Below are 22,445 nucleotides of genomic sequence, written 5' to 3'. Positions count from 1 at the left end.
ACCACAGGAGAATTCACCATGACGACCCGCGAGGTCGAGCACGAAATCACTGTCCGGGCCGCCGCCTCCGAGGTCTACCGGCTGCTCGCCGAGGTCGAGAACTGGCCCCGCCTCTTCCCGCCCTCCGTCCACGTCGAGCAGCTGGAGGCCGACGGCGACCAGGAGCGCATCCGGATCTGGGCCACCGCCAACGGCGAGGCCAAGAGCTGGACCTCCATCCGCGTCCTCGACCCCGAGGGCCTGCGGATCCGCTTCTGGCAGGAGATCCCGGCCCATCCCGTCGCCGAGATGACCGGGACGTGGGTCATCGAGCCGCTCGCCGAGGGCGAGACCCGCGTCCGCCTCCTCCACGAGTACCGGGCCGTGGACGACGACCCGGAGAAGCTGGCCTGGATCGACCGGGCCGTCGACCGCAACAGCCGGGCCGAGCTGCCCGGGCTCAAGGCGAACCTCGAACTGGGCGCCACCGACGCCGGGCTGTCCCTCTCCTTCGAGGACTCCGTACGCGTCGAGGGCTCCGCCAAGGACGTGTACGACTTCCTCAACGAGGCCACGCTCTGGTCCGAGCGGCTCCCGCACGTCGCCGGGGTCCGGCTCACGGAGAACGCCCCCGGCCTCCAGATCCTGCGGCTGGACACCCGGACCGAGGACGGGTCGACCCACACCACCGAATCCGTCCGGGTCTGCTTCCCGTACCGCCGGATCGCCTACAAGCAGACGACGCTGCCCGGACTGCTCACCCTGCACACCGGCTACTGGCAGCTGGAAGAGGACGCCGACGGAGTCACCACCGCCACCTCCCAGCACACCGTCGTCCTCAACGCGGAGAAGATCACCGAGATCCTCGGCGAGGACGCCGGTGTCCCGGAGGCCCGCGCCTACATCCGCGACGCCCTCGGCGGCAACAGCCGCGCCACGCTGGGCCACGCCAAGCAGTACGCGGAAGCCCGGCGTTGACCGGGCCGGCGGCCGAGGTCCCGGCGGCCGACGTGGTCGTCGTCGGCGCCGGGCCCGTCGGGCTCCTCCTCGCCGGAGAACTGCGCCTGGGCGGTGCCCGGGTGACCGTCCTGGAGCGGCTCGTGGAGCCCGCCACGGAGTCCCGGGCCTCCACCCTGCACAGCCGCACCCTGGAGATCCTGGAGGACCGCGGCGTGCTCCGGCGCCTGGGCGCCCTGCCGGACGGCGGGCCCGGCCACTTCGGCGGGCTCCGCCTCGATCTCGCCGAAGCGGAGCCCGGCCACCCGCACGCCGGGCAGTGGAAGTGCCCCCAGACCCGGCTGGAGGCCGTCCTGCAACTCTGGGCCACCGGCCTCGGGGCCCACGTCCGGCGCGGACACCGGGTCACGGGGCTCACGGCCCATCCCCACCGCGTGGAGGTCGCCCACACCGGCACCGACGGCACCGCGCACAGCACCACGGCCGCGTTCGTCGTCGGCTGCGACGGCGAACACAGCACGGTCCGGCGTCTCGGCGGCTTCGAACTCACCGGCGAGGACGGGACGCTGGAGATGCTGCGTGCCGACGTGGCCGGCATCGACGTACCGGACCGCCGCTTCGAACGGCACCCGCACGGGCTGGCCACGGCGCACCGCTGGCCCGACGGCTCCACCCGGGTGATGGTCCACGTCTTCGGTGCGCCGCCCGCCCGGCGCACCGGTCCGCCGTCCTTCGCGGAGGTCACCGCCGCCTGGGCCGAGGTCACCGGCGAGGACATAGGCCACGGCACGCCGTTGTGGCTGAACGCGTTCGACAACACCAGCCGGCAGGCCACCGCCTACCGGCGCGGCCGGGTCCTCCTCGCCGGTGACGCCGCCCACGTCCAGATGCCGGTGGGCGGCCAGGCGCTCAACCTGGGCCTCCAGGACGCCGCCGCCCTCGGTCCCCGCCTCGCCGCCCGCGTCACCGGCCGCGCCGGCGACGACGAGCTCGACGCGTACCACCGGGAACGGCACCCGGTGACCGCCCGCGCCCTCACCGGCATCCGGGCCCAGGCACGGCTGCTGCTCGGCGGCCCCGAGGTGGACGGCGTGCGTGAGGTCGTCGCCGGACTCCTGCGCCTGGGCACCGTACGCCGCCATCTCGCCCGGGTCGTCACCGGGCTCGACACCCCCCGACCGCCCGCATCCACAGGGAGCTGACCATGAGCAACAGGCTCGAAGGAAAGACCGCACTCGTCACCGGGTCGAGCCGGGGCATCGGACGCGCCATCGCGATCCGGCTGGCCCGCGAGGGCGCCCTCGTCGCCGTCCATTACGCGCACGACCGGAAGTCGGCCGACGCGACCCTGGCGACCATCGAGGGGGAGGGCGGCCACGGCTTCACCGTCCGCGTCGAACTCGGCGTGCCCGGCGACGTCCACGAACTCTTCCTCGGCCTGGAACGCGGGCTGAAGGAGCGGACCGGCGAGACCACTCTCGACATCCTCGTCAACAACGCGGGCGAGACCACCCAGAACGGCGTCGCCCCCGAGGACGTCACCCCGGAGCAGTTCGACCGCTTCTTCGCCGTCAACGCCAAGGCACCGTACTTCCTGGTGCAGCGCGCCCTGCCGTCGATCCCCGAGGGGGGCAGGATCGTCAACATCTCCTCGGGCCTGACCCGGGTCGCCAACCCCGAGCAGGTGGCGTACGCCATGACCAAGGGAGCCATCGAGCAGCTCACCCTCCACCTGGCGCGGCAGCTCGCCCCCCGCGGCATCACCATCAACAGCGTGGCGCCCGGGATCACCGACAACGGGAGTCCCGTCTTCGGCATCCCCGAAGCCGTGGCGGAGATGGCCAAGCTGTCCGCCTTCCAGCGCGTGGGAGAGGCCGGGGACGTCGCCGACGTCGTCACCTTCCTCGCCACCGGCGAGGCCCGCTGGATCACCGGCTCCTTCGTCGACGCCACCGGCGGCACCCTCCTCGGCTAAGGGCTGTCCCCTCTCGAAAGGCATCTGTCATGGACGTCGGACTCCTCTTCGACCTGCGCAACCCCGACCAGTGGCACCGGCCCTGGGCAGACCACTACGCGCGGACCCTGGAGTTCTGTGAGGAAGCGGACCGCCGGGGCGTGGGCGGTCTGTGGTTCACCGAGCACCACCGCTTCGAGGACGGCTACCTGCCCCAGCCGCTCACCTTCGCGGCGGCCGTCGCCGCACGCACCCGCCGCGCGCGCATCGGCACCTCCGTCGTCCTGCCGGCGCTGCACCACCCCGTCGACATCGCCGAACAGGCCGCGGTCGTGGACCTGCTCAGCGGCGGCCGGCTCGAACTCGGGCTCGGGGCCGGCTACCGCGTGCCCGAGTACGCGCTCTTCGACGCCAACTTCGGTCACCGCTTCGCACGGACCGAGGAACGCATGACGGAGATCCTCCGCCTCTGGCGGGAGCGGGAGATCACTCCCCTGCCGATCCAGGACCCGCCACCGGTGTGGGGCGGCTTCTACGGGCCTCGCGGCGCCCGGCTGGCCGGCCGGCTGGGCGTCGGGCTGCTGCACATCAACCGTGAGCGCTTCGGGCAGTACCGCGAGGGACTGGTCGAAGGCGGCCACGACCCGGAGACCGCCCGCGTGAGCGATCTGCTCCCGCTCCTGCTCTCCCGGGACCCCGAGGCCGCCTGGCACCGCATCGGCCCCCACCTGGTCCACCAGGTGAACTCCTACCGTCAAGGGGCCCTCCAGGGAACGGCTTTCGAAGGCCCGCCGCCACTGACCCTCGAGGATCTGCGCGACCCGGACGCCGAGGACCGGCGCGGACTGCTCGACATCCTCACCCCCGAGGACGCCGCCGTCCGCATCAAGGAGCTGACCGCGGGCCTGCCCGTGAAGCACCTCATCTTCTGGGCGAGCATCGCCGGGATGCCGGACGACCTGGTCGCCGAGAACCTGGAGCTGGTCACCGAACAACTGCCGCGCCTCCTGCCGTGAACACGACCGGACGCGCTTCCACCGGGCAGGCGTGGGGTCTGCTCCTCGTCCTCTCCGGCAACATGGTCCTGGACGCGACCGAGGTGTCGCTCGTCCTGGTCGCCCTGCCGGTCATCGGGAACGACCTGGGCCTGTCGCTGCTGACCGTGCAATGGCTCATGAGCGGCTTCGCCCTCGGGTTCGCGGCCCTGCTGACCACCGGGCCGCGGCTCGCCGCCCGGTTCGGCAGGCGGCGCGTCTACTTCGCCGCGATGCTCGGCTTCGCGCTGGCGTCGGTCGCGGGCGGGCTCGCGGACGGGCCCGCCCTGCTCGTCGCGACCCGGGTGGTCAAGGGCGCGTGCGCGGCGCTCACGGCGCCGATGGGGCTCGCCATCATCGGCACGGCCTACCCCGAGGGGCCGGAGCGGCGCCGTGCCGTCTCGGTGTATTCCGCCTTCGGGGCCGCGGGGTTCACGGCCGGGCTCCTCGTGTCCGGAGCGCTCCTGGAGGCGGGCTGGCGCTGGATCTTCCTCCTCCCGGCCCCCGTCGCCCTCGTCCTCCTGCTGTGGGGGCTGCGGCTCGTCCCCCACGAGGTCACCGCCCCGCCGCCCGGCGACCACCGCCCGGCGGCTTCGGCCCCGGACGCGCCGGGACCGTCGGGGCACGAGCGGGTACTGCTGCGCACCGGTCTGGGGGCGGCCACACTGAACGGCGCCTACCACGGGCTGCTGTTCCTGCTCACCTTCCAGATGCAGGGCCGGCTCGCGCTGTCGCCCTGGACGAGTGCGCTGGCGCTGCTGCCCGCCTGCGTGCCGCTCGCCGTGGCCGTGCCGTTCGCCGGCTCCCTGGTCCGTCGCCACGGAACGGGGCGGCTCATCGCGCTGGGCGCCGCGGCACCTCTGCTGGGATACCTGCTCGCCGTGTGGCGGCCCCCCTCGGACGCGTACCTCACCCGCACGCTGCCCGTGCTGCTCCTGGTCGGCGCGGGATTCGTACTCTCCTTCGCCGCGCTCAACATGCGGGCCGCCGGGTCCGTACCGCCGTCGCGTCGCGCCACGGCGATCCCGCTCTACCAGATGGCCGTGCAGCTCGGCGCGGTCCTGCTCATCCCGCTCACCGCCTGGCTCCTGACCGCCTTCGACGACCGGCGCCCGGCCCTCGCCGTGCTGGCGGTCGTGGCGGCCGCGGGCCTGGCCGCCGCTCTCCCCGGGCTCCGCGACGGACGTCCCGGCCCGCCCTCACGGAAGGAACCCGCATGACCCGCTCCGCACCGCCGCTCGCCGTCACCGTCCGCGAGCAGCCCCGTGGGCGCTGAGCCCCGGGCCGCCGCGCGCCGCGGCCCCGACATCGCGCGCCCGGACGCCGCCTCGGTCCACATCACCCACTGGCACGCTCCCGGACGTGACGCCGCCCGCGCCCTGCTGGAAGAGGTGTCCGACCGGTGGGCCGCAGCCGTGTGGCCCGACGGCCTGCTCTCGTTCCACGCCTATCTGGGAACGGACGGCGACACCGTCCTCACCTACGTCCAGGCCACGCGGCCCACCGCCCACCACGGCCTCGTCCGGACGCTCCGGGGCCCGGCGGCGGCCGCGGCCGTCTCCTACCGACTGCACACCAGCGTGGTCCTGGACGGCACCGGCACGCCCCCCGGGGCCGTCGTCGTCGCCACCTTCGACGTCGACGGAGCCGACGCACAGGAGCGGATCATCGGGTCCGTGGCGCGGGCCGTCACCGACGCACCGGAGGAGGAGCGCGAGGGCATGCTCAGCGCCCACTTCCACGCGAGCACGGACGGCAGCCGGGTCCTCAACTACGCGGAATGGACCAGTGACGAGGCGCATCTGGCCTTCCTGGAGGGCGCGGGCCGCGCAGCCACCCTCCGGGCCACCGGTGCCACCCCCGGCGTACGCCCCATCGGCTTCCGCCGCTTCCACCTCCACCACGGCATCACCCCTGACAGGAGCGACACATGACCATCCTGGTGACCGGAGCACGCGGCCGGGTCGGCGCCGCCGTCGTACGCGGACTGCTCGCCGCCGGTGAGAAGGTGCGGGCGGCGAGCGCCGACCCGGCGTCCCTGACCGCACTGCCCGACGAAGTGGAGCGGGTGCGGCTCGACCTGGCCGCGCCGCAGGGCCTGCGCGAGGCCCTCCACGGCGTGCAGAAGATCTTCCTGTACGCCCAGCCGGCCGGTGCCGCCCGTCTGACCGAGGCCGCGGCGGCGGCCGGAGTCGGGCACATCGTGCTGCTCTCCTCTCTCGCCATCGACAGCCAGGGGGCGGACACGAGTCCGATCGCGCAGCAGCACCTGCTCGTGGAGGACGTGCTGCGGGCCTCGGGGATCGGCTGGACGTTCGTCAGGGCCGGCGGGTTCGCCACCAACGCCCTCCAGTGGGCGCAGGACATACGGGAGGGGCGCCCCCTGCGGCTCGCCTATCCCGAGGCCCACAGCGAGCCGATCCACGAGACGGACATCGCCGCCGTCGCGGTGCGCGCGCTTGCGGACGAGGCCCACCGGGGCGCCACTCTGCGCATCACCGGCCCCCAGTCCCTCTCGGCGCGGCAGCAGGCGGAGCTCGTCGCGGCGGCAGCGGGCCGGGACGTCGCGGTGCGGCTGATCACGCCCGAGGAGTACCGGAAGGAGCTCACCGCCTTCGTGCCCGAACCGGTCGCCGCCACACTCGTCGCGTACCAGGCGGCGCGGGACGGACGGCCGCAGCGGACCTACGACGACGTGCCGGCCGTGCTGGGCCGCCCGACGCTCCCCTTCGCGCAGTGGGCCGAGGAGAACGCCGAAGCCTTCCGCTGAACCGGCCACGGCCCAGGCGTGAGCGGCGCCCGCCTTGGCGGGGGCGCCGCTTGCGGCCGTTTTGGCACTACCACTCGACGGGCAGGCGCGTGACCCCCCGCATCACCCGGTTGCTGTTCCACTCCACCTCGTCGGCCGGCACCGCGAGCCGCAGGCCCGGCAGCCGCCGTGCCAAGGTCGCCAGGACCGTCTGCAGTTCGAGCCGGGCGAGCGGGGCCGCGGGGCAGTGGTGCGCCCCGTGCCCGAACGCCACGTGCGGGTTGGTCTCCCGGCTGAAGTCCAGCTCCTCCGGGTTCTCGAACACGGTCCCGTCCCGGTTGGCGGAGTCGGTCTGCGCGACGACCGCGTCACCGGCGCGCACCAGTTGCCCGGCGAGCTCGAAGTCCTCCACGGCGATCCGGGAGAACGGCGCCACGCTGGTGGCCAGGGGGGTGTACCGCAGCAGTTCCTCGACCGCCGCGGGGACCAGGGCCGGGTCCTTGACCAGGGACTCCCACAGCGGGGGCCGGGACAGCAGGGTGTAGAGGAAATTGCCGGTCTGGTTGGCGGTCGTCTCGTGCCCCGCGGTGAGCAGATCCACGGCGAACACGCCGAGTTCGTTCTCGGTCAGCCGGTCTCCGTCCTCGCGCGAGGTGACCAGGCGGCTGAGCAGGTCGTCGCCGGGCTCGGCGATCCGGCGCGCGATCAGCTCCCGCAGGTAGCCGTCGAGGCTGTCCCGCGCCGCCTGGATGGTCGCGGGATCGGCGACCGTCAGCGCCATCATCGCGTCGGTCCACTCGCGGAACCGGCCGCGCTCCTCCTGCGGTATGCCGAAGGTCTCGCAGATGACCGTGATGCCCATGGGCCAGGCCAGGCCGGCGGCCAGGTCGGCCGGGGGACCCGACTCCTCCAGGGCGTCCACGAGGGAGTCGATGACCGACTGCACCCGCGGCCGGACGGCGGACACCTGCCGTGCGGTGAACGCCTTCGCGGCGAGCCGGCGCAGGCGTGTGTGCTCCGGCGGGTCCATGCTGAGGAGGGAATCGGCCTGCTGGATCAGCGGGCTGGACCGGGGGACGTCCTTGCCGACGGCGGCGGCCCTGCTCAGCCGGGGGTCGGAGAGCGCGGCGCGTACGTCCGCGTACCGGGTCACCAGCCAGGCGTCGCCGCCGTGCGGCATCGTGACGCGCGTGACGGGCTCCTCGCTCCGCAGCCTGGCGTAGGCCGGATCGAGTTCGAGGCGCTCGGAGGTGAAGCCGGAGGCGTGGTAAGGGCAGGAGGAGAGGGAATTCCCGGAATCGGTCGTCGTCATCGGACGGTCTCCGTCTGTGAGGTGAACCAGTGCGCGAACCCTGCCGACTCTAGATTCCGCCGTTTTCCGTCCCGGTCAGCCGGTTCATCACTTCTCTGCAATTCGTTGTCAGGAAAAGGAAAAGCGGCGGGACAGGGGCGGCGGTGGGCCGACGGATCACGGAGTCCGCCGGCCCGCCGCGCGGGGGTTTCACTCGTGTCCGACCCTGAACCCCACGCCGCGCACGGTCCTTATCCAGCTGCTCCGGCCCAGCTTGCTGCGCAGGGAGCTCACATGGGTGTCGACGGTGCGGGTCGCCCGGGACCCGAGCAGGTGCGGCATCGGGTCCTCCCAGATCTCGGTCATCAGCCGTTGCCGGCTGACCACGCTCTCGGAGTGCCGGGCGAGATAGTAGAGCAGGTCGAATTCCTTGCGAGTGAGATCGACGGGACTTCCGCGCAACAGGACCTCACGGGACGCGGCATTGATGCGCAGCGTTCCGATCGAGAGGACCGTCATGGACTCCCGTAATCCCGGCCGGGCGTTCCTGCGCCTGGTCACGGCCTCGATGCGCGCCACCAGTTCGCGGAATTCGTAGGGTTTGTCGAGGCAGTCGTCCGCGCCGCTCCGCAGGGCCAGGACGCGGTCGAGTTCGCTGCCGCTGTCCGTGAACGCGATGACCGGTGTCTCCGCGTCCTCGCGGATGCGCCGGCAGACTTCCAGGCCGTCGATGTCGGGCAGGCCGAGGTCGAGCAGGACGAGGTCCGCACCACGATGTGCGTCCAGTGCCGCCGTGCCGTTGCCGGCGGAGACGACGCCGTACCCGTGGCGTTCCAGTGCCCGGGTCAGTTCGCCGTCGCTGTTGTGTGAGTCCTCCACCACGAGAATCTGCACGATGTCTCCCTTGATCCGATCGGGTGCGCGCACGCAGACGATGGTCTCCGCGCGGCCCGGGATCCGATGGCACGTGTCGAGGGTCTTAAAGAAGCGTTCACGGACGTTCATGACCGCTTCGCGTACGACCGTTCGAACCTGCCGGAACGCGTCAACTCATGAACTCATCAAGGGATTTGACGCCCCGTAAGCTCCGAGGAAGGCGCTGACCGCCGAGCGTGCCACCTGCCGGACCTCCGCCTCCGGCACGGCTCGGGTGCCGAGCCGCGAGCGGGCCTCCATCGGGCCGGTCAGCAGGGCGAGGAAGTGCTCGGCCGCCTCCGCCGGATCGCAGGACCTCAGCCGGCCGGACAGGGCGAGCCGGGCCAGCCGGTCGGCCAGCGCCTCCTTGAGCCGGCTCGCACCACGCCCCCAGACGATCTCCAGCAGGTCGGGGAACTGGCCGATCTCCGCGTAGAGCAGGCGCCGCAGCGCCCAGGACTGCTCGTTGCAACATCGCAACAGCAAGCGGTACGCCAGGTCTTCGAGCCGGGCGGCCCCGTCGCCGTCCCCCGGCCCGGCATCCGCACCGCTCTCGGCGGTGAACAGATCGACGACGGCGAGGTTCTGCGCCATCACATCGTCGGCCGCGGCCTCCATCGCACTGCGGAAGACGTTCTGCTTGTCGCCGAGGTGGTTGTAGACCGTGTGCTTGGCGACCCCCGCGACCTCGGCGATCTCCTCCATGCAGGCGCGGGCGTAGCCCCGCTGGGCGAAGACGGTGAATGCGGCGCTCAGGATCGCCTGCCGCTTGTCGATGCGGCCTCGCGACGGGGCCTTGGGGGTGCTCGTTCCGCTCACCCCGCCATCGTACCCACCAGCCCGCATAAATGCACCAGCGAGTACAAACAACTGCCCTGTTCCGTTGAAACGGAACGCGCGGGTGCCCTACTCTGCACTCGCCAGTGCAATTCTCGCTCGATCTCACCGGAGACAGTCATGGCGCATGCACAGGACGAACGTCTGGATCCCGCCCTGCGGCGGCTGATCGGCGTGATCCTGTTGGGCGGAATCATGGGAATCCTCGACGGCTCGATGATCGCCGTCGCGGCCGACACCCTCGCCCGGGACTTCGACACCTCGCTGTCCACCATCAGCTGGGTGTCCACCAGCTATCTGCTCGCGCTCACCGTCTCGATCCCCGTCACCACGTGGGCGGTCGACCGGTTCGGCGGACGGAGGCTGTGGCTGCTCGGCCTCGTCGTCTTCCTCGTCGGCTCGGTCGCCTCCGGCCTCGCCTGGAACGCCCCCAGCCTCATCGTCTTCCGCGTCGTGCAGGGCCTGGGGGCCGGTCTGCTCGACCCGCTGATGCTCACGCTGCTCGCCCGCGCCTCCGGGCCCGCCCGCGCCGGACGCGTCATGGGGCTGATGGGGATCGTCGGCTCCAGCGGCCCGGTGTTCGGGCCGGTCGTCGGCGGCATCATCCTGCAGGGCACCGGCTGGCGCTGGATGTTCCTGGTCAACGTCCCGATCGGCCTCGTCGCCCTGGTACTCGCCCTCACGTTCGTGCCCGGCGACTCCCCCGCCGGGAAGTCGTCCGCCGGCAAGCTCGACATCCTCGGACTCGCCCTGATCGGACCGGGCGTCGCAGCCGGTGTCCTCGCGCTCTCGCAGGCCGCCGAACAGGCCGCGTTCGCCGTCCCGTCGGTGCTGGTGCCGCTGGTGCTCTCCCTCCTGCTGCTGGGCGGATACGGGTTCCACGCCCTGCGACGACGCGGCGAGGGTGCGGCCGCGCCCCTGATCGACCTGCGCCTGTTCAAGCGCGGCAGCTTCGCCGCCAGCGTGACGGTCGGCTCGCTCGTCGGGCTCGCCACGTTCGCCAGCCTCTTCGCCCTGCCCCTCTACCACCAGCAGGTCCAGGGCCGGAGCACCTTCGAGGCGGCCCTGCTGCTCGCCCCGCTCGGCATCGGGTCGGCCCTGTCCATGCCGGTCACCGGCCGGCTCTCGGACCGGGTCGGCTCGCGGAGCCTCGTATGGGTGGGCGGCGCTCTCGCGCTGCTGAGCGCCCTGGCCTTCACCCGGATCGGGGCGGGCACGTCCGAAGTGTGGCCGGCCGTCGCCGCGTTCGCCATCGGCGTGGGGCTCGGCGCGATCGGCGCTCCCACGATCGCCTCCCTCTACCGCACCCTGCCCGGGCCACTGGTGCCGCAGGGGAGCTCGGTGCTCTACATGCTCAACCAGCTCGGGGCGTCGATCGGCATCGCCGTCGTGGCGCTCGTGATGCAGACCGCGGGCGACGGGGGCCCGGTCCGCGGATTCCACGCCGCGTACTGGACGGTGTCCGTGGTGCTCGTCCTCGTCCTGGGGGCGGCGACCCTGCTGCCGGGCCGCCCCGCGGCCACGCCGCCGGGCGGTGCGGACGAGGCCGCTCCTCTTTTGGAGCCCCAGGGCGGCGAGGCCGTTCCCTCACCGGCCCTGTCCGCCGGAAGCCCGCCCGCAAAGGCCCCATCCCCGGGGATCTCCGCCACATCCGTTCGCACGCTGGGAGAGGGCGAATGAGCACTCTGGTCATCGCCGGTGGTACCGACGGCATCGGCAAGGCTCTGGCAGAGGTGTACCTGGGCCGGGGCGACACGGTGGTCGTCATCGGCCGGAACCCGGAGAAGGGCCGCCGGTTCCTCGACACGGCGGGTGAGGCGGGCGCCGCCGAGCGGGCCTTCTTCGTCGCGGCCGATCTCAGCCTGCTGAAGGAGACCTCCCGTGCCGCCGAGGAGATCCGCGCCGCGTTCCCGACGGTCGACGCGCTGGTGCTCTGCGCCCGCCACTACCGTTTCCGCCGCACGGAGACCGCGGAGGGGTACGAGGAGAACTTCGCGCTCTTCTACCTGAGCCGCCACGTGCTGGGCCAGGCCCTCGCCGAGCCGCTCTCCCGGGCACGGCATCCGGTCGTCGTCAACGTGGCCGGTCCGGGCGCCGGGCTCGACATCGTCCAGTGGGACGATCTCCAGCTCAGCCGCGGCTACCACGGCGGGGCCGCGCTCGGTCACGGCGGGAAGCTCAACGACCTGCTGGGCGTCGCCTACGCCGAGCAGTACGGCCCGGCCGGAATCCGTTACGTGCTGATCCACCCCGGGGTCACGGCAACCGGCTTCTCCGGTGAGTACGACGCCGCGACACTCACTCACATCCGGTCGATGCAGCGGCACGCGAAGCCCGTCGAGGCGGCGTTGCCGCCGATCATCGACGCCATCGACAAACCCCCCGCCGAAGCGCTCAGCGCCTTCGTCGAGGGTCATCGCATTCCGGTCGGCACCCCCGCCTTCGACCCCGCGGCCGCACACCGGCTGCGCGGCCTCACCGACCGCCTCCTTGCGGGGAGTTGACACTCCTGACGAAGACCTGCAACGGCGGCCCTGGGAATCGGACGAGGCCGGACGGAGACTGAGAGGGCGCCCGCACCTGCCGCCCCTCCTTCCCCTCCCGACTCCCAGGAGCCGCCACCATGTCCTACGTGTCCGCCGACCCCGTACGGGCCGTCCTCGACGATCCGCGCAGCGCGGCCGTCCTCGTCACCACCGTCGCCACCCGAGGACCGGACCACACCCGGCGGACCGCCGAGCAGGCCGTCGCCGACGCGCGCCGCGCACCGTGGCCGCCCGGGCTGCTCTCCCTGACCGTGTACACCAGCGGTGACGACGACTCCGTCCTCACCTACGCCCAGTGGGACGCCGAGGACCTGATCCCGGCCACCGGCTCTCCGGACGGTGCGGGCACCGTCTCCCGGGTGTTCCGGCACTACCGCACGGTCCGCGGCACGGCCGTGGCGGAGCCGGTGCCCGTCCCGGAGTCGTTCCCGGCGGCGTTCTTCCCCGCCGAGGACGAACAGGCCGCCCGCGCCTGGCTCGACGGGCTGCTCGCGGGGGAGGAGCGGACCGAGGGCGACGACCGGGCCTACCCCGGCGCCCTTGCCGCGCACCTCCACATCGCCGTGGACGGTGGCCAGGTGCTGAGCTTCTCCGAGTGGGTCGCAGAAGAACCGGCCGTCGCCCACATCGAGGCGGTGTGGGCCCCGGTGCTCAAGGACTTCGGCGGCACCGGCACCCTCTACCGCCACCACCGCACCCTCCTGCCCGCGGACGCGACCCCTCCGACTCGCCGTACGCGGTGAAGTCGGACGAGGGCGCCACGCAACCGCGTTCGGCCGGCTCCTCATGAAACGGGAGGGGCTGCCTTCACGCCGACCGGTCCGGCGGCGATCCGGGGCACGTTGCGGATGAAGAGGACCGGCGTGACGGCGGTCGCGGCGGCGAAGAGGGCGAACGCGAGGCGCATGCCGCCCAGTTCGGCCACGAGCCCCACCACGACCGCGCCGAGCGGCATGGCGCCGAAGTTGAAGAGGCGGGACGCCGCGCCGTAGCGGCCGAGCATCTCGTCCGGCACCCTGCGCTGCGTAAGGGTGCGGGCGTTGACCGACCAGAGGGTGCCTCCCATGCCGCCGAGGAAGGCGCCGGCCGCCACCGCCCAGAGGCTCGTCGTGAGCGCGGGCAGCGCCACCATCGCGATGGTGCCGATCAGGTCGGCGAACATCGCGCGCCGGGCGCCGAGGACCCGGTTGGCCCAGGTCACCGTCAGCGCGCCCACCAGGCCGCCGACGCCGAGGGCGCTGAGCAGGATCCCGTACTCACGGGATCCGAGCCCCATGGCCCGCTGGGCGTAGAGCGGCATGAGCGCCAGCCAGGCGCCCCAGACGGCGGAGAGCACGGCGACGATCAGGGACAGGGTGCGCAGCAGGCGGTCGTTCCAGAGGAAACGCACGCCCTCGGCGATGCGGCTGTTGACCGATGCGGGTGCCGTGTCCGGGGCGGGTGCGGCGGGGCGGAAGCGGCCGACGAGCAGGAGCAGGGACAGGGCGGCGAGGGCGTAGGAGGCGCCGGTCACACCCAGGGCAAGGCCGGTTCCGGCGGCCAGGAGCAGCCCTCCGACGAAGGGACCGGCGAACTCCTGTCCGACGGTCTCCGCGCCCACCATCCAGGCGTTGGCCCGTTCCCGCCCGGCGGGCGGCACCGCGGCCGGGACCAGGGCGGTTGCCGAGGTCGAGGCCGCCACGTCGGCGACGCCGAGGACCGCACCGGCGGCGAGGAGCACGGGGAGCGCGACGCCGCCGGTGAGGGCGGCGATGGTGAGCCAGCCCATCGCGGCCACGCGCATGCCGTTCGCCGTCCAGAGCAGCCGGCGGCGGTCGAAGCGGTCCACGAGGACGCCGATGTGCAGGGCGATGAGGAGCCACGGCAGCGTGAGGGTCAGGGAGACGGCGGTGACCTGCGCGGGTGAGCCGGTGAGCTGGGCGGCGAGCAGGGGCAGGGCCGTCCTCATCACACCGTCGGCGAGGTTGGTCGCGGCGGTGAAGGCGACCAGGACGGCGGTGTTCCCGCGACCGGGGCGGGTCCGGATGTCGTGCTGCACCCTCGTGGTGCCCGTTCGTCCGGGCGCTGTTGTGGTCATGGCCGTCCATCCCCCTGGTCGTCTCACCAGCACGCCGCCTCACCGCCTAATGCTTTAGCCGGTGAGAAAACTGTGCCCCACGCCGCCCGCGCCGCGCAACCGGTAAAACCGATAGCCGGTAGAATGGCGCTCGTGTGGAAGGAGTGACGCGCATGCTGGAGCAGCCGGCCCCGGCCGTCCTGGTCGAAGCCTTCGCCAACACGGTCGACGTGGAGGAGGCGAGCGACGAGATCGCCACCGCCGCCGGGTTGTCCGCCTGGCTCGCCGGACGCGGCCTGCTCGACACCTCCGCAGAGCTCTCGGCGGACGTGCACGCCGACTACCTCGCGCTGCGCGCGGGCCTCAGGGAGGAGCTGGGCGCGCACGTGGGCGACACCCCCGACCCCGTGCTGCTCGCCGCCGCCGAGCGGGTGCTCGCCGCACACCCGGTCCTGGTCACCGCGAGGGGCTCGCTCACCGCCGCCCCCGGCCTGCCGCCGGCGCGCCGGCCCCTGGCCGCCCTGGCCATCGCCTGGAACGAACTGGTCACCACCGGCGACGCCGCCCGGCTCAAGCGCTGCGCGGAGCACACCTGCGCCTGGGCGTTCTGGGACGTCTCGAAGAACCGCAGCCGCCGCTGGTGCTCGATGAAGGTGTGCGGCAACCGCAACAAGTCCCGCACCTACGCCACGCGGAAGCGGCAGGCCGTCTGACGAGGCGTCCGGCCGGGCTCGTCAGGAATCGAGAAGCAGGGGCCGCCGGGGCGTACCTAGCCTGTTCGACATGGACATCTCACCCGTACGAAGCACCCCGGGGCAGCGCCCGGCCGAGGCGGCCCGGATGCGCCGCGTCCGCGATCTGATCGACCGGACCTACGCCGCGCCGCTGGACGTGGTGGCGCTCGCCCGCAGGGCGGGCATGGCGCCCGGCTGCCTGAGCCGGCGGTTCCGGACCGTCTACGGGCAGTCCCCGTACGCCTATCTGACGGCTCGTCGCGTGGACCGCGCGACACTCCTGCTACGGGGGGACCTCGGCGTCGACGCCGTGTGCGCGGCAGTCGGCTGCGCGACGCCGGGGATATTCACCGCCCGCTTCACCGAACTGGTCGGCCTGACACCGGAGCGCTTCCGCCGCCTCGCGGAGAACGGGGCGGTGGCGCCCGGCATCGAGGGACTGCCGGCCTGCCTGGCGCAACGGGTCGCGAGAGCGGTCAGGAATCAAGAAGCCCCGGCACCCGCCCGGAAACTAACGTGAAGTTCATGGACACCACCACTGACACCAAGCCCGCCGGCTCGCTCTCCTCCGTCACCCTTGAGGTGGCCGACGTCGAGGAGGCCCGCCGTTTCTACGCCGCCTTCGGTGTGGACACATACATCCGGCTGAGGGCCCGCCAGGTCCAGGACTCCGGGTTCCGCGGCTTCACCCTGGCGCTCACCGTGTCCGGGCCGGCCACCGTCGACGGCTTCGTCGCGTCCGCGGTCGACGCCGGGGCCACCGTGCTGAAGCCGGCCGCCAAGTCGCTGTGGGGGTACGGCGGCGTCGTACAGGCCCCGGACGGAACGATCTGGAAGATCGCGACCTCGTCCAAGAAGGACACCGGTCCGGCCACCCGCGAAATCGACGAGTTCGTCCTTCTGCTCGGCGTCCAGGACGTGAAGGCCACCAAGCAGTTCTACGTGGGCCGGGGTCTGGCCGTGGGCAAGAGCTTCGGCGGGAAGTACGCGGAGTTCCTGCCCGGCGAGTCCTCCGCCGTCAAGCTGGCCCTGTACAAGCGCCGCGCCCTCGCCAAGGACCTCGGCGTCCCGGACGACGCGACCGGGTCCCACCGGATCGTCCTCGGCGGCACCACCGACGCCTTCACCGACCCGGACGGCTTCGCCTGGGAGCCCGTCGCCTCCGCCGACCGCGCCTGACCCGCACGCCCGCTCTTCGCCGTACCCGTACGAAAGGAACTCCCTGCCATGCCGATGTCGAAGTCCTCCGAGAACTACAGCGGATTCACCGCCGATGAGCGGGCCGCGATGAAGGAGCACGCGCGCGAGGAGAAGAAGGCGGCTTCGCGGCGCGGTGCGTCACGGGCCGAGAAGGAGGCGGCGGCGGAGCAGGACGTCCTCGCCAAGATCTCCGAGATGCAGGACGCCGACCGCACCCTCGCCGAGCGCATCCACAAGATCATCAGAGAGGCGGCTCCGGAGCTGGCGCCGAAGCTCTGGTACGGCATGCCCGCGTACGCCAGGGACGGCAAGGTCGTCTGTCACTTCCAGAGCGCGGAGAAGTTCAAGTCGAGGTACGCGACGCTGGGCTTCAGCGACCAGGCCGCGTTGGACGACGGCGTGATGTGGCCGGCCGCGTACGCCCTCACCGAGCTGACCGCCGCCGCCGAGGAGCAGATCACCGCGCTCGTCCGGAAGGCGGCGGGCTGAGCTTCCCGCACTCCCCCGCGGTCGGCCCCTGCCGCCGGATCACGGACGATCCGGCGGCAGGGGCCGAACGCGATGCGAGACTTGCGCCATGGACATGGGGCGCGAGTCGCGGTGGGAGAAGGACGCGATGACGGTGGAGATCGTCTTCGCTCTCGTGACGGCCGCCATGCTGGGGGCAGTCGTCTTCGCCGCGTCCTTCGCCCTCGCCCTGGCGTTCGACGTCACCGGCCCGGCGCGGGAACACACAGTGACCGGAGGTGCGCTGCTCGGAGCGGCGGCCGGGGTGTGGCGCGTGGTGCGGGTGCTGCGCCGGTTCGATGCGCGGCGCCGTCAGGGCCACTGAGCCGTTCCGGTCTACGCTCCGGCCTGCAGGCGCAGGCCGGCCAGGGTCAGGTCGAGCGCGGAGCGGAACTGGTCCACGTCGTCGTGGCCGTCGAACTCGTCGACGATCTCGTGGACGAAGGGGTAGTCCTCCGGATCGAGCCCCCGCCAGGCCGTGGCGAACCGGCCGAGGTAATCCTCGCGGTCCACGGCGCCGTCGAGGATCTCCTGGGGCGGCTCCTGCCCCATGTCGACGGCGGAGCCGACCACGACCCCGACGACCGCGGAGACGGCGTGGAACCGCTGACGCGCGTCGAGCTTCAGGCGAAGCGTCTGCCGGCCCAGCTTCTCGTACACGCGCAGGGAATTGCTCTGCACATCGGTGTTGCGCATGAAGTACGCGCCGAGCCAGGGCCTCTCCGCGACCGCGTCGAACAGCGTCACGGCCATCGCGCGAAGGTCGTCGATGGGGTCGTCGCCCTCCGGAAGCTTCTCGATCTCGGCGAGGACCGTGCCCATCACATGGTCGGTGGCGCGGTCGAGCAGTTCGTCCTTGCTCGCGACATACCAGTAGATGCTGGCGACGCCGCCGCCCAGGCGCTGCGCGAGCGCGCGGAACGTCAGTGCCGGCGCGCCGGCCTCGTCCAGCAGGGCCACCGCCTCGGTCAGCACCGACTCCATCGAGTGCGAAGCCCGGCGGCGCCCCCCCTCGGACCAGCGCCGCTGCTGTGCCATGGCCTCTCCCTCTCGCTCTTTGCATCTCATCGAACGCTGTTCTATCGTAGCGCATCGTACGGCGTTCGATAGCCGAACGATGTTCGATCGAAAGGACCGCGCCATGACCACCGCCCCACCCGGAAACGGGTCCCGCTCCTATCCCTCGCTGCGCGCGGCGTGGATACCCCTGGCCGCCCTGTGCCTGGCCTTCTTCGTCGAGATGGTCGACAACACCCTCCTGTCCATCGCCCTGCCCACGATCGGCCGCGACCTGGGCAGCGGCACGACCGCGCTGCAGTGGGTCACCGGTGCCTACTCACTGACGTTCGGCGGCCTGCTGCTGACCGCCGGATCGATGGCGGACCGGCTCGGCCGGCGCCGGGTGCTGCTCATCGGGCTCACCGTGTTCGGGGCGCTCAGCCTGTGCGTCGCCCTCGTCTCCACCGCGGGCGAGCTGATCGCTCTGCGCGCCGCGCTCGGCGTGGCCGCCGCCGCGATGGCTCCGATCACGAACTCCCTGGTCTTCCGCCTGTTCGACGACAAGGCGCTGCGGATGCGCGCGATGACCGTCATGATCATCGTGGGCATGTCCGGCTTCGTCCTCGGCCCGCTGCTCGGCGGTACGGCGCTGGCGCACGTGCGGTGGGAGTGGCTGCTGCTCGTCAACGCCCCGATCGCGCTGATCGCGTGCATCGGCGTCCGGCTCGGCGTACCGGCCGACCGCCCCGAGGACCTGACCAAGGACGCGCTCGACGTGCCGGGCGCGCTGCTGAGCGTCGCCGCCATCGGGCTCGCCTGCTACTCGCTGACCAGCGGTGTCGAGCACGGCTGGCTCTCCGGCGTCACCCTGGCGTCCGTGGTGGGCGCCGTCGCGGCCGCGGTCGCCTTCGTCCGGCACGAGCGGCGCAGCGCGGCGCCCATGCTGGATCTCCGGATCTTCTCGAACGGCACGGTGCGGGGGGCCGCCCTCGCGCAGATCGGGACGTCCATCGCGATGGCCAGTGTGATGTTCGGGCTGATCCTGCACTTCCAGTACGCGTACGGATGGAGCCCGGTCCGGGCCGGCCTGGCCAACCTGCCCATCATCGTGACGATGCTCATGGCCACCCCGCTGTCCGAGTGGCTCGCCCGGCGCTTCGGCCACCGCATCGCCTGCCTGGTGGGCGCGGCCTGTCTGGCGGGGTCGCTCGCCGGTCTCGCCTGGGGCGTCGAGCACGGGTACGCCGTCATCGCGGTGTGCATGGTGCTCATGACCGTGGGGCTGCGCACCGTGATGACGATCTGCGCGGTGGCCCTCGTGGACGCGATGCCCGACAACCGCACCTCGGTCGCCGCCGCCCTGAACGACACCGCCCAGGAGGTCGGTTCCAGTGTCGGGACCGCTGTGGTCGGCACGCTGATCGCCGCCCTGGTCACCACGTCGCTCCCCGCCGGGGTGTGGAGCGGCGATCTCGTCGCGTCCTTCTTCCACGGCGAACGGATCACCTACGCGCTGCTCGCCGTCGTCGTCGGCCTGATCGCCGCCGGCGGCGCGCTGAGCCTGACCGACTCCCACAGCGTCGAGGAACACCCCGTCGAGGAACCCGCCTGATGCCCGCTCCGGCAGCCGAGCCCGTCGGTCCCGGGCTCGGCTGCCGGCAGCAGCGGATTCATCGGCGTCCGCCGGACTCCCAGTTGTGGACCTCGATGTCCGCGTACCGGTCCGCTGTGAGGACGGCACGTGCCTCGTCCGGGCCTGCGGCCCTGAGCAGGCAGGCAGTGCCGAGCCATGTCCCTCCGTCGTCGGACAGCAGCGGCCCGTACGCGATCAGGTCGTCCCGGGCGGGCGGCAGGGCGAGGTCGGCGGCGGGGCCTTCGCCGAGGCCGATCACGAGGTAGCGGTTGCCGTCTTCCGCACCCCCGGGAAAGTCCCACATGGTGCGGCCCAGCGCGTTGCGCCAACGCCGGATCAGCACGTCCCGGTAGACACCTGCCTGGTAGTTGGGCTCGTCGAAGGCGAACGCCCGGGCGGTGGCCGCGTCGGGGAGGTCGACGATGTGCACGCTTCCGGTGGGTGTCTCACCGTCAGCGGCGAAGGTCGGGCCCCGGGCGATCAGCTCCTTCGCGTACCGGTCCATGTAGGACCAGTGCTCCTCCAGCAGCTGTTCGCGCAGGGCGAGGGAGTCCGGCCGGTCTCGGTGGTAGCAGAAGTACTCCATGAACACAGACCCTTCCGCGTCGACGGCGCCCGCTCAACCGGTTTCGGGCTCCGGGTGCGCGGTGCGGGCGGCTCGGACCGGAGAAGACCGGCAGTGCTACCGAGGTCTGACTGCCGGGTTGGCTCCCCGGTATGACGCCGTCGGCGCGGCCGTACCCCTACCGTCCGGTCATCGCACCGAACCCGAGAAGGGGCTCCCCATGACGCTCGCACCCGACGCCCTCCCCGCACGCCGTCCGCTGCCGCGGCGGGCGGCCCTGCTGCTGGTCCACGCGCTGCTGGCCCTGCCCGCAACCGTCCTCGCCCTGGTACTGGCCGTAACAGGCAACGCGTCCGCCGCCGGACGGCTCCAGCGACGCCTCGCCTCCCTCGCCGGGGCGACCGCGCCCCGGGCGGACGCACCCATTCCGCACGCACCGGACCGCTTCCGCACCGTCGTCGGCCCGGCCCTCCGCGGCCTCCCGGCGAACGTCCTCGCCTTCGCCCTGGCCTCCCCCTCGGTGCTCCTTCTCCTCACCCGCGGCCTGCTGTACCCGCTGGCGACGGCGGGCGAGGACACCTCCCACGCCTGGGGCGGCCCCACCCCGGCAGGCGCCTGGGCAGCCCACCTCGCGATCGCCCTGGCCATGGTCATGGTGGTTGCGGTACTCCTCGCCGCCACCCGTCGTCCACACCGTTGGTGACCCCGGGGATCAGCCCGGCCCGCCCCGCACCGGGCACACGTCCTGGGTCCACGGGACCCTGAAGGCATCGGACATGGCGTGCTCGTGCGAACGGGGACTGATACCGGGGCCGGGGGCGTGTCTGGACATCGACCTGTCGCGGAGACGTCTGTCGTTCGCCCAGGCGGACGGCAGCCGACAGGCGAGTGTCGTACCGCCCGCCCAGAAAGCCGGCCGTTGAGCGTCGGCGTCCGGCCGGCGATGAGTTCGCGGGGCGGCGGCGGTCATCACTAGGACACACGCGATCGTGAAAGGACAGTCCGATGGCCCGTCTCATGGTGGACTTCATCATCTCGCTCGACGGATACGCGTCCGCAGAGGGCTGGCCCGGGTTCTGGGGAAGGGAGGGTCCCGAGTATCTCGCCTGGATCGACAGTGAGGGCGAGAAGCGGCACGTCAGTCTGATGGGCGCCACGACCTACCGGCTGATGTCCGGGTTCGCCGCCCAAGCACCCGACGACCCCGGCTTCGCCGAGCTGAACGCCATGCCGAAGGTGGTGTTCTCCTCCACTCTGGAACCGCCTCTCGTCTGGAAGAACACCGAGCTCGTCAGGGGCGACGCCGTCGAGGCCGTGCGGGAGATGAAGAAGGGCGAGACGCGTCCGCTGCGTACGCTCGGCAGTCTCAGCCTGTGCAGGGCGCTGCTCACGGCCGGTCTCGTGGACCGCTTCCGCGTCGTCGTCTTTCCGGTCATCACCGGGGCCACCGGGCGGGAACGGATCTTCGACGCCTACCCCGACGTCCGCCTCGATCTGGTCGAGAGCCGCACCTTCGACGGCCGGCTCCAGCTGCTGGAGTACGCCCCCACCGTCCTCGACGCACCGCCCGGCGTAGCCGGCGGGCCGGACGCCGGTGGTCCCGGTCAGGCGTCCTGAGGCCGCAACGGGGCAGTGGCGTCCGCGTCGACGGTGAACGTCTCACCGCCGCCCGGCACACCGACTCCATGCCAGGTGAACGGAATGCCGCGCGCCGTCTCCAGGTCGGGTCCGTCCATCAGCTGGAAGTGCACATGGGGCTCGGTCGAGTTGCCCGAGTTGCCGCAGCGGCCGAGCAGGCGGCCCGGCTCGACCTCGTCGCCCGGACGGACGCGCAGGGAGCCGTGCTGGACGTGCGCGTACATGGCGTACGTTCCGCCGCCCAGGTCGAGGACTATGTGGTTGCCCACGACGCGACGGCTGCCGCCCATGATCCTGCCCACCCCCTCGACCAGCCAGAAGTACAGGACCCCGGCGAGCGAGCTGCGGCTCAGGTGGTCGCGCTGGCCGTCCTCCGCGTGCACGACGGTCGCGCCGGCGACCGCGTACAAGGGGGCGCCGAAGGCGGGGTAGTCCCGGTTGCGCCGGGCGACGGGCCAGAACCAGACGGGGACGGGGCGGGCGGGCCCGCCCGCCGGCTCGGCCACGATGTCGATGGCGTAGGTCTGCGCCAGGCCGTGAGTTCCATGGCTCGGGACCTTGTCGGCCGGGCTGTTGACCGCGCACCAGCGGCCGGTGACCGGGGGCGCCACCGCGACGGGCGCCAGGGGCCGGGTCTTGATCCGGTGGCGGGCGGAGCGGGCTGTCACCAGGCCGATCCCCCACGCACCGAGCGCCGGGAGCCAGCTCAGCCAGTAGTCGTACGGCAGCTTCACGAAGAGCCCGACGACGACCTGGGCGAAGAAGATCACCCAGAGCGCGTACTGGACCTTCGCGGCGATCTTCCATCGGTCCGCGGCCATGCTCTCCCCCTTGCACGCAATCGGTGTACG

General features: G+C 72.3%; 23 protein-coding genes and 1 pseudogene. 17 read left to right on the top strand and 7 right to left on the bottom strand.

The genetic code is table 11. The features are described 5' to 3' along the window. The first annotated feature begins 18 nt into the window (after nucleotides 1-18). From ACLQ2N_RS12550 to ACLQ2N_RS12525, 6 genes and pseudogenes are all read left to right on the top strand, one after another. The gene (locus ACLQ2N_RS12550) at nucleotides 19-957 is read left to right on the top strand and encodes an aromatase/cyclase (protein WP_425812122.1); all 939 of its coding nucleotides are present in this window, start codon (nucleotides 19-21) and stop codon (nucleotides 955-957) included. Further along, nucleotides 954-2,911: pseudogene (locus ACLQ2N_RS12545) on the top strand (SDR family oxidoreductase). The gene ACLQ2N_RS12550 and the pseudogene ACLQ2N_RS12545 overlap by 4 nt, the downstream one beginning before the upstream one ends. Nucleotides 2,912-2,940: 29 nt before the next feature. Continuing rightward, the gene (locus ACLQ2N_RS12540) at nucleotides 2,941-3,906 is read left to right on the top strand and encodes an LLM class flavin-dependent oxidoreductase (RefSeq protein ID WP_425812120.1); all 966 of its coding nucleotides are present in this window, start codon (nucleotides 2,941-2,943) and stop codon (nucleotides 3,904-3,906) included. Continuing rightward, nucleotides 3,903-5,144 (top strand): MFS transporter, encoded by a 1,242-nt coding sequence (locus ACLQ2N_RS12535; RefSeq protein WP_425812118.1) that lies wholly within the window; start codon nucleotides 3,903-3,905, stop codon nucleotides 5,142-5,144. Before ACLQ2N_RS12540 ends, ACLQ2N_RS12535 begins: the two co-directional genes overlap by 4 nt. A gap of 45 nt (nucleotides 5,145-5,189) precedes the next feature. Next, nucleotides 5,190-5,858: a hypothetical protein gene (locus tag ACLQ2N_RS12530; RefSeq protein WP_425812116.1), complete on the top strand. Its 669-nt coding sequence runs from the start codon at nucleotides 5,190-5,192 to the stop codon at nucleotides 5,856-5,858. Next, a complete protein-coding gene (locus tag ACLQ2N_RS12525; protein ID WP_425812114.1) occupies nucleotides 5,855-6,694 on the top strand; it encodes an SDR family oxidoreductase in 840 nt (279 codons plus the stop codon). The genes ACLQ2N_RS12530 and ACLQ2N_RS12525 overlap by 4 nt, the downstream gene beginning before the upstream one ends. Before the next feature lie 67 nt (nucleotides 6,695-6,761). Here the strand turns inward: ACLQ2N_RS12525 and ACLQ2N_RS12520 are convergent, their stop codons facing one another. The 3 genes from ACLQ2N_RS12520 to ACLQ2N_RS12510 all read right to left on the bottom strand — a co-directional run bounded on the left by ACLQ2N_RS12520 (nucleotide 6,762) and on the right by ACLQ2N_RS12510 (nucleotide 9,698). Then, the gene (locus ACLQ2N_RS12520; RefSeq protein ID WP_425812112.1) at nucleotides 6,762-7,985 is read right to left on the bottom strand and encodes a cytochrome P450; all 1,224 of its coding nucleotides are present in this window, start codon (nucleotides 7,983-7,985) and stop codon (nucleotides 6,762-6,764) included. A gap of 189 nt (nucleotides 7,986-8,174) precedes the next feature. Then, nucleotides 8,175-8,891, bottom strand: a complete 717-nt coding sequence (locus ACLQ2N_RS12515; RefSeq protein ID WP_425812110.1) for a response regulator transcription factor — start codon at nucleotides 8,889-8,891, stop codon at nucleotides 8,175-8,177. 123 nt (nucleotides 8,892-9,014) lie between these two features. Next, the gene (locus tag ACLQ2N_RS12510; RefSeq protein WP_425812108.1) at nucleotides 9,015-9,698 is read right to left on the bottom strand and encodes a TetR/AcrR family transcriptional regulator; all 684 of its coding nucleotides are present in this window, start codon (nucleotides 9,696-9,698) and stop codon (nucleotides 9,015-9,017) included. Nucleotides 9,699-9,836: 138 nt separating this feature from the next. Between ACLQ2N_RS12510 and ACLQ2N_RS12505 the strand changes: the two genes are divergently transcribed. The 3 genes from ACLQ2N_RS12505 to ACLQ2N_RS12495 all read left to right on the top strand — a co-directional run bounded on the left by ACLQ2N_RS12505 (nucleotide 9,837) and on the right by ACLQ2N_RS12495 (nucleotide 13,005). After that, complete coding sequence (locus ACLQ2N_RS12505) at nucleotides 9,837-11,396, top strand: DHA2 family efflux MFS transporter permease subunit (RefSeq protein WP_425812106.1); 1,560 nt, start codon at nucleotides 9,837-9,839, stop codon at nucleotides 11,394-11,396. Beyond that, nucleotides 11,393-12,220, top strand: a complete 828-nt coding sequence (locus ACLQ2N_RS12500; protein ID WP_425812104.1) for an SDR family NAD(P)-dependent oxidoreductase — start codon at nucleotides 11,393-11,395, stop codon at nucleotides 12,218-12,220. The genes ACLQ2N_RS12505 and ACLQ2N_RS12500 overlap by 4 nt, the downstream gene beginning before the upstream one ends. A 119-nt stretch (nucleotides 12,221-12,339) precedes the next feature. Continuing rightward, entirely contained in the window at nucleotides 12,340-13,005 is a 666-nt protein-coding gene (locus ACLQ2N_RS12495; RefSeq protein ID WP_425812102.1) for a hypothetical protein, read from the top strand. A gap of 41 nt (nucleotides 13,006-13,046) precedes the next feature. On the opposite strand, the gene ACLQ2N_RS12490 is transcribed toward ACLQ2N_RS12495, so the two are convergent. Further along, a complete protein-coding gene (locus tag ACLQ2N_RS12490; RefSeq protein ID WP_425812100.1) occupies nucleotides 13,047-14,339 on the bottom strand; it encodes an MFS transporter in 1,293 nt (430 codons plus the stop codon). 152 nt (nucleotides 14,340-14,491) lie between these two features. Between ACLQ2N_RS12490 and ACLQ2N_RS12485 the strand changes: the two genes are divergently transcribed. The 5 genes from ACLQ2N_RS12485 (at nucleotide 14,492) to ACLQ2N_RS12465 (ending at nucleotide 17,084) form a co-directional block, all read left to right on the top strand. Continuing rightward, entirely contained in the window at nucleotides 14,492-15,031 is a 540-nt protein-coding gene (locus ACLQ2N_RS12485) for a CGNR zinc finger domain-containing protein (protein WP_425812098.1), read from the top strand. Nucleotides 15,032-15,101: 70 nt separating this feature from the next. Next, on the top strand, nucleotides 15,102-15,572 hold the full coding sequence (locus ACLQ2N_RS12480; protein WP_425812096.1) for a helix-turn-helix domain-containing protein: 471 nt from the start codon (nucleotides 15,102-15,104) through the stop codon (nucleotides 15,570-15,572). A 5-nt stretch (nucleotides 15,573-15,577) separates the two neighbouring features. Beyond that, nucleotides 15,578-16,231, top strand: coding sequence for a glyoxalase (locus ACLQ2N_RS12475; RefSeq protein WP_425812094.1), 654 nt, complete (start codon nucleotides 15,578-15,580; stop codon nucleotides 16,229-16,231). A gap of 48 nt (nucleotides 16,232-16,279) precedes the next feature. Further along, nucleotides 16,280-16,741 carry an iron chaperone gene (locus tag ACLQ2N_RS12470; RefSeq protein ID WP_425812092.1) on the top strand — a complete coding sequence of 154 codons (462 nt, stop codon included), beginning with the start codon at nucleotides 16,280-16,282 and terminating at the stop codon, nucleotides 16,739-16,741. 88 nt (nucleotides 16,742-16,829) lie between these two features. Then, entirely contained in the window at nucleotides 16,830-17,084 is a 255-nt protein-coding gene (locus ACLQ2N_RS12465; protein ID WP_425812090.1) for a DUF6332 family protein, read from the top strand. An 11-nt stretch (nucleotides 17,085-17,095) separates the two neighbouring features. Here ACLQ2N_RS12465 and ACLQ2N_RS12460 read toward each other — a convergent pair whose 3' ends face one another. Next, a complete protein-coding gene (locus ACLQ2N_RS12460; protein ID WP_425812360.1) occupies nucleotides 17,096-17,743 on the bottom strand; it encodes a TetR/AcrR family transcriptional regulator in 648 nt (215 codons plus the stop codon). A gap of 157 nt (nucleotides 17,744-17,900) precedes the next feature. Between ACLQ2N_RS12460 and ACLQ2N_RS12455 the strand changes: the two genes are divergently transcribed. Beyond that, nucleotides 17,901-19,370 (top strand): MFS transporter, encoded by a 1,470-nt coding sequence (locus ACLQ2N_RS12455; RefSeq protein ID WP_425812088.1) that lies wholly within the window; start codon nucleotides 17,901-17,903, stop codon nucleotides 19,368-19,370. 58 nt (nucleotides 19,371-19,428) lie between these two features. On the opposite strand, the gene ACLQ2N_RS12450 is transcribed toward ACLQ2N_RS12455, so the two are convergent. Beyond that, nucleotides 19,429-19,977 carry a YciI family protein gene (locus ACLQ2N_RS12450; RefSeq protein WP_425812086.1) on the bottom strand — a complete coding sequence of 183 codons (549 nt, stop codon included), beginning with the start codon at nucleotides 19,975-19,977 and terminating at the stop codon, nucleotides 19,429-19,431. A 199-nt stretch (nucleotides 19,978-20,176) separates the two neighbouring features. Between ACLQ2N_RS12450 and ACLQ2N_RS12445 the strand changes: the two genes are divergently transcribed. Then, nucleotides 20,177-20,659 carry a hypothetical protein gene (locus ACLQ2N_RS12445; RefSeq protein ID WP_425812084.1) on the top strand — a complete coding sequence of 161 codons (483 nt, stop codon included), beginning with the start codon at nucleotides 20,177-20,179 and terminating at the stop codon, nucleotides 20,657-20,659. Between the two features lie 302 nt (nucleotides 20,660-20,961). After that, nucleotides 20,962-21,573 (top strand): dihydrofolate reductase family protein, encoded by a 612-nt coding sequence (locus ACLQ2N_RS12440; RefSeq protein WP_425812082.1) that lies wholly within the window; start codon nucleotides 20,962-20,964, stop codon nucleotides 21,571-21,573. Here the strand turns inward: ACLQ2N_RS12440 and ACLQ2N_RS12435 are convergent. Beyond that, complete coding sequence (locus tag ACLQ2N_RS12435) at nucleotides 21,561-22,415, bottom strand: M23 family metallopeptidase (protein WP_425812080.1); 855 nt, start codon at nucleotides 22,413-22,415, stop codon at nucleotides 21,561-21,563. The genes ACLQ2N_RS12440 and ACLQ2N_RS12435 overlap by 13 nt on opposite strands. Nucleotides 22,416-22,445: the final 30 nt, after the last annotated feature.

The sequence above is a fragment of the Streptomyces sp. DT224 genome, assembly GCF_049844595.1.
GTDB lineage: Bacteria > Actinomycetota > Actinomycetes > Streptomycetales > Streptomycetaceae > Streptomyces.
The sequence above is the reverse complement of the archived record's forward strand: the minus strand, read 5'-3'. Positions and strand labels throughout refer to the sequence as shown.